11 protein-coding genes and 2 pseudogenes are annotated in these 10,349 nt (G+C 58.6%); 9 read left to right on the forward strand and 4 right to left on the reverse strand.

The window, feature by feature from the left end; all coding sequences use genetic code 11:
- The 3 genes from DIE17_RS37675 to DIE17_RS36495 form a co-directional block, all read left to right on the forward strand.
- The coding region (locus tag DIE17_RS37675) for a transposase (RefSeq protein ID WP_221622486.1) at positions 1 to 218 on the forward strand (218 nt) is incomplete at its 5' end.
- Between the two features lie 38 nt (positions 219 to 256).
- Positions 257 to 439, forward strand: coding sequence for a hypothetical protein (locus DIE17_RS36490; RefSeq protein WP_124489864.1), 183 nt, complete (start codon positions 257 to 259; stop codon positions 437 to 439).
- Complete coding sequence (locus DIE17_RS36495; protein WP_185633881.1) at positions 423 to 620, forward strand: hypothetical protein; 198 nt, start codon at positions 423 to 425, stop codon at positions 618 to 620. The genes DIE17_RS36490 and DIE17_RS36495 overlap by 17 nt, the downstream gene beginning before the upstream one ends.
- Positions 621 to 842: 222 nt before the next feature.
- Here the strand turns inward: DIE17_RS36495 and DIE17_RS38485 are convergent, their stop codons facing one another.
- Both DIE17_RS38485 and DIE17_RS36505 read right to left on the reverse strand, forming a co-directional pair.
- Entirely contained in the window at positions 843 to 1,100 is a 258-nt protein-coding gene (locus tag DIE17_RS38485) for a hypothetical protein (protein ID WP_409364599.1), read from the reverse strand.
- Positions 1,101 to 1,108: 8 nt separating this feature from the next.
- Positions 1,109 to 1,723, reverse strand: a pseudogene (locus tag DIE17_RS36505) (DMT family transporter); the annotation flags it as partial.
- Positions 1,724 to 2,144: 421 nt separating this feature from the next.
- On the opposite strand from DIE17_RS36505, the gene DIE17_RS36510 reads away from it, so the two are divergent.
- From DIE17_RS36510 to DIE17_RS36530, 5 genes are all read left to right on the forward strand, one after another.
- On the forward strand, positions 2,145 to 3,320 hold the full coding sequence (locus DIE17_RS36510; protein ID WP_124489865.1) for a porin: 1,176 nt from the start codon (positions 2,145 to 2,147) through the stop codon (positions 3,318 to 3,320).
- A gap of 119 nt (positions 3,321 to 3,439) precedes the next feature.
- Complete coding sequence (locus DIE17_RS36515; protein ID WP_124489866.1) at positions 3,440 to 4,390, forward strand: branched-chain amino acid ABC transporter permease; 951 nt, start codon at positions 3,440 to 3,442, stop codon at positions 4,388 to 4,390.
- Between the two features lie 18 nt (positions 4,391 to 4,408).
- Positions 4,409 to 5,578 carry an ABC transporter permease subunit gene (locus tag DIE17_RS36520; protein WP_046544596.1) on the forward strand — a complete coding sequence of 390 codons (1,170 nt, stop codon included), beginning with the start codon at positions 4,409 to 4,411 and terminating at the stop codon, positions 5,576 to 5,578.
- A gap of 23 nt (positions 5,579 to 5,601) precedes the next feature.
- Complete coding sequence (locus DIE17_RS36525; protein ID WP_011352945.1) at positions 5,602 to 6,378, forward strand: ABC transporter ATP-binding protein; 777 nt, start codon at positions 5,602 to 5,604, stop codon at positions 6,376 to 6,378.
- Entirely contained in the window at positions 6,378 to 7,094 is a 717-nt protein-coding gene (locus tag DIE17_RS36530; protein WP_089426143.1) for an ABC transporter ATP-binding protein, read from the forward strand. Before DIE17_RS36525 ends, DIE17_RS36530 begins: the two co-directional genes overlap by 1 nt.
- Positions 7,095 to 7,266: 172 nt before the next feature.
- Here DIE17_RS36530 and DIE17_RS36535 read toward each other — a convergent pair whose 3' ends face one another.
- Positions 7,267 to 7,845, reverse strand: coding sequence for a cupin domain-containing protein (locus tag DIE17_RS36535; RefSeq protein ID WP_221622487.1), 579 nt, complete (start codon positions 7,843 to 7,845; stop codon positions 7,267 to 7,269).
- Between the two features lie 542 nt (positions 7,846 to 8,387).
- On the opposite strand from DIE17_RS36535, the gene argE reads away from it, so the two are divergent.
- Positions 8,388 to 9,596: an acetylornithine deacetylase gene (argE, locus tag DIE17_RS36540; protein ID WP_124489868.1), complete on the forward strand. Its 1,209-nt coding sequence runs from the start codon at positions 8,388 to 8,390 to the stop codon at positions 9,594 to 9,596.
- Positions 9,597 to 9,961: 365 nt separating this feature from the next.
- On the opposite strand, the pseudogene DIE17_RS36545 reads toward argE, so the two are convergent.
- A pseudogene (locus DIE17_RS36545) lies at positions 9,962 to 10,111 on the reverse strand (transposase); the annotation flags it as partial.
- Positions 10,112 to 10,349: the final 238 nt, after the last annotated feature.

Below are 10,349 nucleotides of genomic sequence, written 5' to 3' on the forward strand. Positions count from 1 at the left end.
TCCATGACGATACTCCTATGAACGGTAACGTCAGCAGTTACGATACGCCTGCCGGAGCAGTCCATACCATTAACTGGAAAGCGAAGTTCGGCGGGATGACGGTCTCCGAAGCGCAGCACCTGAAGGAACTGGAGCAGGAGAACAACAAGCTCAAGCGCCTGTTGGCCGAATCGATGCTCGACAACGCCGCGTTGAAGGACCTGCTGGCTCGAAAGTAGCAAGCCCGCAGGCCAAGCGCGAGGCAGTCCGGATATTGATGACCGAACGTGCCATGGGTGTTACCCGGGCCTGCGGGCTGGTAGGGATTTCGCGCTCGCTGTTCCGCTACGAATCACGTCGCCGGGTTGACGACGAAACGCTGACTGGCCGCATGATGGCCATCGCGGCGCAGAAGCCGTCGATACGGCTATCGCTGGATTCACGTGCTGTTGCAGCGTGAGGGCTGCTACGCCAACCACAAGCGAATCTGGCGCCTGTACAGTAAGGCGGGACTGAGCGTGCGCAAGCGGCGACGCAAGCGTATTGCAGCTGTCGAGCGCATGCCGCTGCCGTTACCAACAGGCCGGAATCAGAGTTGGTCGATGGACTTTCTATGGTCCACCCGCAAACCGCAAGCGTAGCTGGTGGCGATAGACGACTCGCGTTTATCTATCCGGCCTATAGCGATCCGATCGAAGCCGGATCTGGCCTGCATGATGAGGTCGCACGCTTCCGTCCCAATTAGTGGCGCGACATGATGTCTGCCGGAAGTCCAGACGGGTTTGGGGAAGCGACGGATGGTCGTTTGCGCCATGCTGATTGGCTGCGCGAGCTGCGGAAAGTAACGGTGGTCAGGGGTAGAGCTATCGGTCTGCTGTGATTCCGGTGCGGTAGTTCAGGTTAAACTCCGCGCCGCTTCGCACGACAGCCCATGCAATGCGTACGAGTTTGTTTGCCAGTGCGCAGACTGCAACGTGCGCATGCCGGCGTTCGGCAAGTTGGATTAGCCAGTGCTGGATCGGATCGTTGGGATGCTTGTCTTTCCATACCCATAGCGCGCGGGCGCCCTGCACGAACAGGCGACGCAGATAACTGTTTCCCCTCTTTGTAATAACTAGCAAACGTGGCTTGCCGCCGGTCTGGTCGAGATCGCGAACGGCAGCAGCAGCACGGTCGAGCCGATCATGCTGCCGGTCGCGTTGACGAGCGGATCGACGCCGGTCAGCTTGCGCATCGTGTAGTTGGCCGCGATGCCGTACAGCAGCGTCGCGCCGAGCGCCGCGGCGGCGGCGAGCGCGGTTGCACCGGCGCCGGTATCGCCGTGCGCGCTCGCGATCTGATCCCAGACTAGCGTCACCACGCTTGCGAAGCCGATCACGAGGCCGAGCGCGCGCGGCAGCGACAGCTTGTCCTTCAGCCACAGTCGGCGACGAGCGCGCCCCACAGCGGCGTCGTTGCGTTTATCACCGACGTCACGCCGGCCGACAGCGTCAGTTTGGCGAATGCGAACAGGCAGAACGGCGCGCCCGAGTTCAACACGCCGACCACGAAGAGTGGCCATGCATGGCGGCGCAGCCGGGCGCCGAGATCGGCGGGCTGGAAGCGGGGCAGCGAAAGCCCGGCAAGAAACAGCTCGCCGATGCCCACGCGCAGCGCCATCAGCGACGCCGATCCGGATGAACAGGATCGACGCGCCCCACAGGGCCGCGAGCGCGGTTAGCAGAAGTGCGTTCTTGGGCGCCATCGAATATGGGTCGGACGGTCGGGGAAGTGGTGCAGAGAATCTTACATTGCGGAGCCGATACTTTCATGAAAGTATAAATCCCTATAGGAAAGTGGCTTGACAGCGGTATTTTGAGTGCCAACACTTGCTTGCCTCGGGGCTAATGGCCGACAACCTACTCGAGGCCTATGGCAGTAGGTGGCGGCAGCCAAGCTGGATAAGCGGCGAACCATGTAAGAGCGCAGGGAGGTCAATCTAGATCACACAATTCGTCTCAAGTGATTTTGACTGCGAATTAAAGGATTAATGAAAAGAGGAATAAGCGGCTTGGCATAAATCCCTAACTTGGTCACCCGTATTCGGGCGTGGTTGCTTGTGAAGTTCATTCTGACGATAGTCAGTTAATGAAAATTGAAAATAAAGTAATAGGTTTGGAGAATCCATGAAGAATTATTATATCTGTGTTGCGGTTATGGCTGCATTTTCGGGATCGGCTCTTGCTCAGAATGCTGTTACGCTCTACGGTCTGATTGACGAAGGTTTTGACTACACGAACAATGTGCATGGGAATCACGCATATGAACTGCAAAGCGGATATGTCCAAGGGAGCCGGTGGGGCCTGAAGGGGGCAGAAGATCTGGGCGGCGGTCTGAAAGCTGTGTTTCAGTTGGAAAATGGCTTCAACGTCAACAACGGAAAACTCGGGCAGGGTGGACTCATGTTCGGTCGCCAGGCATACGTCGGCCTCTCAAGTCAAACTTACGGCACTATTACTCTTGGTCGACAGTATGATTCGGTAGTTGATTATCTGGCACAAACAACGGCCAACGGAAACTGGGCGGGTTACTTGTTCGCTCATCCTTTTGACAACGACAACACGGACAATTCGTTTCGTGTAAATAATGCCGTCAAGTATGCGAGCCCGACAATCGCCGGCTTTCAGTTCGGGGGAACGTATAGTTTCAGCAACAGCACGAGTTTTGCAAATAATCGCCAGTACAGTATCGGTGGGCAGTATTCAAATGGGCCCCTGCTCGTTGCTGCTGCGTACCTGCAAGCCAGTAGCCCTTCGTCGACGGCTGGTGGTGCCATTAACAATGGTGGCGATGCCAATTTCTTGGCGGACCGGTTGCGCATCTTCGGCGCAGGCGTCAACTACGCGGTAGGCAGCGCAACGATTGGCTTCTCGTACACGAATACGACCTTGAAGAATCCGATCGCCAATATCGGATACATGTCCAGCACCGAGTCGATTCTGCCTAGTCCGACAGGGGCACTCGCTGGGGGTACTCTGACTCGCCTCAGATTCCAGAATTTTGAGCTGAACGCGCTGTATCAGGTCACACCGGCGTTTTCTCTCGGTGCTATGTATGTTTACACGATGGAAAACTACGACACGACCGCTGGTAGTGCAAAGCCGAAAGTACACAGTGCGGGGTTGATGGCTGATTACAATTTGTCGAAGCGGACGGACATATATATTCAGGCGGCGTATCAAAAAGTGGCTGGGGATAAAACTACATCTTCATTGGATCAGGCATATGTGCCAGGCGCCGCAGATCTTTCAGATAGCTCAAAGCAATTCGTCGCTCGTATTGGGATGCGTCACAAATTTTAAGTAAAGCTATGCGCGATTCCGGAGGAGTCGCGCATCGTGTACCAATGCAGAATTATGAATAGCCGCGCGTCTGACGTGCTTGCTCGGATAGCGGACGCCATGAATGGAAGGAGACTAAGGTGGATATATTTATCCAGCAAATTCTTAACGGTCTGGTGCTCGGCAGTGTGTACGCCATCATCGCGTTGGGCTACACGATGGTGTACGGCATTCTCGGCATCATCAACTTCGCACACGCGGACGTGCTGATGGTTGGCGCGATGGTCGCCCTGTCGGCCATCACCGTGCTGCAGAACCATTTCCCCGGACTCGGCAACGTCGCGACACTGACGATCGGCCTGGGCATCGCCGCAGTCGTCTGTGCATTCGTCGGCTTCACGATCGAACGGGTCGCCTACCGGCCGCTGCGTCGCGCACCGCGCCTCGCCCCGCTGATCACCGCGATCGGCGTGTCGATCCTGCTGCAGACCGCCGCGATGATCATCTGGTCGCGCAACCCGCTGCCGTTCCCGCAATTGCTGCCGACCGATCCGATCAACGTGATCAAGGCTACCGACACGACGCCCGGCGCCGTGATCTCGGTGACTGAAATCGTGATCATCGCGGTGGCGTTCATCGTGATGGGCGGCCTGCTGCTGCTCGTGCACAAGACCAAGCTCGGCCGCGCGATGCGCGCGATCGCCGAAAGCCCGAACACCGCGAGCCTGATGGGCGTGAACCCGAACTTCGTGATCTCCGCGACGTTCATGATCGGCTCCGCGCTCGCCGCGCTGGCCGGCGTGATGATCGCGTCGGAATACGGCAACGTCCACTTCTACATGGGCTTCATTCCCGGTCTAAAGGCGTTCACGGCTGCGGTGCTGGGCGGCATTGGCAACCTCGCGGGTGCGATGGTTGGGGGGCTGGTCCTTGGATTTATCGAGCAGCTCGGGGCCGGCTATATCGGCAACCTCACGGGCGGCGTATTCGGCAGTAACTACCAGGACGTGTTCGCCTTCGTCGTGCTGATCATCGTGCTGGTGTTCCGTCCGTCCGGCCTGCTGGGCGAACGTGTCGCGGATCGCGCGTAACGGAAGGGAGCAAACAACATGACATCCATTCAACCGATCGAATCCTCGACGTCGCTCGTCGAAGAGCGCAACACCACCAAGACCGTCATCATCGGCCTCCTGACCGCGGTCTTCGTGATCGCGGCGCCGATCATCATCGGCTCGGCCGGCGGCAACTACTGGGTCCGCGTGCTCGACTTCGCGATGCTGTACGTGATGCTCGCGCTGGGCCTGAACGTGGTGGTCGGCTTCGCCGGCCTGCTCGACCTCGGCTACATCGCGTTCTACGCGGTGGGCGCGTACACGGCGGCACTGCTGAGCTCGCCGCACCTGACCTCGCAGTTCGAGTGGATCGCGGCGCTCGCGCCGAACGGCCTGCACATCCCGTTCCTGATCATCGTGCCGATCGCGATGGCGCTGGCGGCGACCTTCGGCATCCTGCTCGGCGCGCCGACGCTGCGCCTGCGCGGCGACTATCTGGCGATCGTGACGCTCGGCTTCGGTGAAATCGTCCGGATCTTCATGAACAACCTCGACCGTCCGGTGAACATCACCAACGGCCCGAAGGGGATCACGGGCATCGATCCGGTGCACATCGGCGACTTCAGCCTCGCGCAGACGCACTCGCTGTTCGGGATCCAGCTGCCGTCGGTCTACATGTACTACTACCTGTTCGTGCTGTGCTCGCTGCTGGTGATCTGGGTGTGTACGCGCCTACAGCACTCGCGTATCGGCCGTGCATGGGCGGCGATCCGCGAAGACGAGATCGCGGCAAAGGCGATGGGCATCAACACCCGCAACGTGAAGCTGCTCGCATTCGCGATGGGCGCGTCGTTCGGCGGCCTGTCGGGCGCGATGTTCGGATCGTTCCAGGGCTTCGTGTCGCCGGAATCGTTCACGTTCTGGGAATCGATCGTCGTGCTCGCGTGCGTGGTGCTCGGCGGCATGGGACACATCCCGGGCGTGATCCTGGGTGCGGTGCTGCTCGCGATCTTCCCGGAATTCCTGCGCTCGACGATGAGCCCGCTGCAGCATGCGCTGTTCGGTCATGACATCGTCGATACGGAAGTGATCCGTCAGGCGCTGTACGGCCTCGCGATGGTGGTCATCATGCTGTACCGCTCGGAAGGCCTGTGGCCCGCGCCGAAGCATGAGGACAAGATCGCGAAACTGGCGAAGCGCGCCAGCAAGAAGCCGGTGCGCGCTTAACCTACGGACAAGGGGATACACACATGAGCGACAAACAAATCCGACTGTCCGTCAAAGGCGTGAACAAGCGCTTCGGTGGCCTGCAGGCGCTGTCCGACGTCGGCCTCGAGATCAAGGAAGGCGAGATCTATGGCCTGATCGGCCCGAACGGCGCCGGCAAGACGACGTTCTTCAACGTGATCACGGGCCTCTATACGCCGGACTCCGGCGAGTTCAAGCTCGACGGCACGGAATACAAGCCGACCGCGGTGCATCAGGTCGCGAAGACGGGCATCGCGCGCACGTTCCAGAACATCCGCCTGTTCGGCGGGATGACGGCCCTCGAGAACGTGATGGTGGGCCGCCACGTGCGTACCAAGCACGGGCTGCTCGGCGCGGTGTTCCAGACGCCGGCCGAGCGCCAGGAAGAGCGCGAGATCAAGGAACGCGCGATCGAGCTGCTCGAATACGTCGGCGTGCTGCAGTACGCCGACTACACGTCGCGCAACCTGTCGTACGGCCACCAACGCCGTCTCGAGATCGCGCGTGCACTGGCCACCGACCCGAAGCTGCTCGCGCTCGACGAGCCGGCGGCCGGGATGAATGCGACCGAGAAGGTCGAACTCACGCGCCTGCTCGACAAGATCCGCTCGGACGGCCGCACGATTCTCCTGATCGAGCACGACGTGAAGCTCGTGATGGGGCTGTGCAACCGGATGACGGTGCTCGATTACGGCAAGGTGATCGCCGAGGGTCTGCCGCAGGACGTGCAGAAGAATCCGAAGGTGATTGAGGCATATCTCGGCGCAGGGGTGCACTGATGGCAGCGGCAATGTTGAAAATCAAGGGCTTGCAGGTCAACTACGGCGGCATCCAGGCCGTCAAGGGCGTTGACATGGAAGTCCGCCAGGGCGAACTCGTGACGCTGATCGGCGCGAACGGCGCAGGCAAGACCACGACGATGAAGGCGATCACGGGTCTCAAGGCGTATTCGGCAGGCGACATCGAGTACGAGGGCAAGTCGATCAAGGGCATTCCGACGCACGAGCTGCTCAAGCGCGGCCTCGCGATGGTGCCGGAAGGCCGCGGGATCTTCGCGCGGATGTCGATCGTCGAGAACATGCAGATGGGTGCATATCTGCGCAACGACGGCGAGCAGATCAAGAAGGACGTCGACCGCATGTTCGGCTTCTTCCCGCGCCTGAAGGAGCGTGCGACGCAGCTCGCGGGCACGCTGTCGGGCGGCGAGCAGCAGATGCTGGCGATGTCGCGCGCGATCCTCTCGAAGCCGAAGCTGCTGCTGCTCGACGAACCGTCGATGGGCCTGTCGCCGATCATGGTCGAGAAGATCTTCGAAGTGGTGCGTGAAATCTCGAAGGAAGGCATCACGGTGCTGCTGGTCGAGCAGAATGCACGCCTCGCGCTGCAGGCGGCCGACCGCGGCTACGTGATGGATTCGGGCACGGTCACGATGGAAGGCGATGCGAAGCAGATGCTCGACGATCCGAAGGTGCGGGCTGCATATCTTGGGGAGTAGTCACAAGTGATCTTAGCCGCTCCTGGTTTCGAGACGACGTCACGTACCGAGACTGGATGAGTATTCGTCAGCGATGTCTGCGAGGAGGCATATCCTGAAACTGGTCGCACTGGAAGCCGTGGTTTGACTCAGTTGCCCCACCACCAAGAATCTGGGCGGGGCACTGACGGCATTAGAACGTTGGAGGAGTGTTAACCCAGAGTACCTTGGTTGTGACCGACGCGTCGTTGGCGTAGCGATGCCCGAGTTCTGAATCAAAATAGAAGGCGTCGCCCGCTTCAAGTGTGTAGCTTCCTTGGTCAACGAGGAGCTTGAGGCGGCCTTCAAGTACGAAGCCAAACTCCTGACCTTTATGTGAGATCGCTTCGTTGCTTCCACCTTTGGGTTCGATGACATGGATACTTACCTGAAGTAGGAATTCAGGGCCTGACGGAACCAGATTCTCCAGCGTCACTCGATTGCCGGAACGCTTGTGCCCAGTTTTGAGAACGGCGCGTTCATCCTTTCGTACGATGTAAACGTCGGCGTCGCCTTTCTCAGCCGAGGCAAAGAGGGCGCTCATGTTGATGCCGAGAGCCTGAGTAATGCGATGGAGGCTAGCAAACGAAGGCTGTGACACGTTGTTTTCGATCTTCGACAGATAGCCTTCGGTGACCCCAGCCTTGGTAGCCACCTCTTTAAGACTCAACCCCATGAGCATGCGGCTGTGTTTGAGTCGCACCCCCACCTTGACCGGCATTTCGTCACTCACGGATGTCCTCCTTCCAATATTTTTTTGCCCAGGCAGCGTTGTTACTTTTCCTGATAGGAAAGATTGTGTCTCACCGGAAAAGCAAAGTCTAGGCATTGAAAAGATGGGGGAGGATCACTCTTCCGCTCCGCATCGGACGGACGGGAGGGATAGGGAGCGTCGCGATGTTACGTACAGCAGTCCCAGCAAGCCAGCCTGCTGTTCGCGTCCCGGCAGTCAATGAAATAATAGTTCCCTTCAGGAAAGATGCTTGACTAAATGTTTCTGATGCTCAACACTCAGTCAAAACGTGGTGCCCCTAGAGCTCCTCCGTATCGCTATCGCGGCAGCGGGTGGTGTGACGCTGCGGTTCGATCCTGGTGGCTACACCCGAGGCGGAAGAGGTCGGTGGAGTCCGAGTTGAGAAGACGGTCGGTCTCAAGGGATGGGCATAGGGGTGTAAGCAATTCGTCGTTGCCTAAACCACGTGCCTGCAAACCTACGATCAAAGCGACCGATTTATGCATAAGTTCTCCAGTTCGCAAGACGCTGCACGTCAGAGCATGCTCCAATCCAGCCAGCCCGTTTATCAACAAGACTGCACTCCAACCTCACTCGAATGGATTTCCAAGCTCGTGAGTTTCGACACCACAAGCCGCGAGTCCAACTTGGGGTTAATCGAGATGGTGCGTGATTACCTTCGTCGCGAGGGAATTGAGTCATCGCTGACATACGACCCCTTCGACCGCAAGGCGAATCTATTTGCGACGATCCCTGGCGCGAGCGGTGCCACTCAAGGTGGTGTTGTCCTCTCCGGGCACACAGATGTCGTGCCCGTTGATGGCCAGATGTGGGACTCTGATCCTTTCAAGGCTGAAGTGCGAGGCGACAAGTTGTACGGTCGCGGCACGTGCGACATGAAGGCATTTATCGGCACAGCGCTTGCACTCATCCCGGAAATGCGACGTGCGTCCTTGCAGCAACCTATGCACCTTGCGTTGTCGTATGACGAGGAAGTGGGTTGTTTGGGGGCGCCAGTGATGTTGCAAGAGCTGAAGTCGCGCGGAATTCGGCTTGACGGCTGTATCGTTGGTGAGCCAACCTCAATGCGAGTGGTCGTTGCGCATAAGAGTCAGAATAGCTACCGTTGCTGCGTCCGCGGACATGCGGCGCATTCCTCCCTCACCCCGAGCGGGGCTAATGCCATCGAGTATGCGGCACGCTTGATCTGCTTCATTCGTGACCTTGCCGATGAGCTGCGCGCCAACGGTCCGTTCGACGATGCATTTGATGTTCCTTTTAGCACCGGCCAAACCGGCACAATTCACGGTGGAATTGCTCTCAATACAGTTCCCGACAGGTGTGAATTTTCCTTCGAATACCGTACCCTTCCTGGCATCGACCCGCAGCGCATCTTCGAGCGTATTAAGGCGTATGCACACGGAACCCTCTTGCCCAAAATGCATGCGGAGCATCCCGATACGGCAATTGAATTGGCTCAGATTGCTGCGGTGCCTTCATTGGATAGTTCAGAGCAGGAAGCGATCGCGAAATTGGTGCGAGCGTTGACCTTGGATAGAGAGCGCCGAAAAGTTGCATACACGACAGAAGCCGGTCACTTTCAGCTTGCGGGTATACCGACAGTGCTATGTGGGCCAGGAGATGTCCTGCAGGCGCATAAGCCCAACGAATTCGTCGCCCTCAGTCAAATCGCGCAATGCGAGGCCTTTCTGCGCAAGGTCATTCGCAGCCTAGAAGAGTCGTCGATCTAGCGTGGCCTCAATGACTTGTTAGTTGCCCGCGATAGGCGTAGTGGTCGCTTGCTGGTTCCAGCCGTGGCGCCCATTAAATTTGCCGGTGATGGAACCAAGTCATGCAGCGCTGGCGCCGGCCACACAACCCGGGACGCACGTCCACCGGTGGTCCTTGCTGGCCACCCGTTCTGTTTCGACTTGAGCTGTGGGGAGGATGAAATGCATGAAAGGTGGCGATTGCTAAGGACATTCTGTGTGAGCAAGGCTCAGGCAATAGTGCTCTGCCTGTTAGGCCTCTACTTTGGGTACGAGGCTGCCGCTTCATGGATAGACCAAATCTTGGCCTCACATTGCAAGTAGCTGAATGAGATCGGCGGGTCCATGCGCCAGTGGAACAGTTGGTTCGGATTCACTCCGTGCTGACGCGCGACCATCGAAACGGATTTCCCCGGCTCGAAACTCTCGCGAACCATCGCCAGCTTCTGCTCCGCCGTCCAGCGCCGCCGGCGCTCCGGGCCCGTCAACACTTCCATCACTTCCTGCCTGCTGTTAGTCAAAAACACAGTCTTATGCCCACCCAGGCAATCGCCTCGGCACGCGCGCGCAAGTAGTGAAATTAGCCGGGCTCAGTCAGTTGAATCGACGCGTGGTTTGAAGGCGGTGGGCGGGGTGTCATCGCGCCGCCGCCGCCGGCTGTCAAACGCATTTGAAATCTGAGCCACTTCGCGCCTGATCGCGCAAAGTAAAACTGAGCCAGTCGTTACCTCTTCG

The organism is Burkholderia sp. Bp9099, assembly GCF_003857805.1.
Taxonomy (GTDB): domain Bacteria; phylum Pseudomonadota; class Gammaproteobacteria; order Burkholderiales; family Burkholderiaceae; genus Burkholderia.

What these genes read in the sequence shown, in the direction of transcription:
- DIE17_RS36530 (WP_089426143.1), top strand. Translation starts at nt 6,378, where the DNA reads ATGGCAGCGGCAATGTTGAAAATCAAGGGCTTGCAGGTCAACTACGGC.
- DIE17_RS36490 (WP_124489864.1), top strand. Translation starts at nt 257, where the DNA reads ATGACCGAACGTGCCATGGGTGTTACCCGGGCCTGCGGGCTGGTAGGG.
- DIE17_RS36520 (WP_046544596.1), top strand. Translation starts at nt 4,409, where the DNA reads ATGACATCCATTCAACCGATCGAATCCTCGACGTCGCTCGTCGAAGAG.
- DIE17_RS36510 (WP_124489865.1), top strand. Translation starts at nt 2,145, where the DNA reads ATGAAGAATTATTATATCTGTGTTGCGGTTATGGCTGCATTTTCGGGA.
- argE (WP_124489868.1), top strand. Translation starts at nt 8,388, where the DNA reads ATGCTCCAATCCAGCCAGCCCGTTTATCAACAAGACTGCACTCCAACC.
- DIE17_RS36525 (WP_011352945.1), top strand. Translation starts at nt 5,602, where the DNA reads ATGAGCGACAAACAAATCCGACTGTCCGTCAAAGGCGTGAACAAGCGC.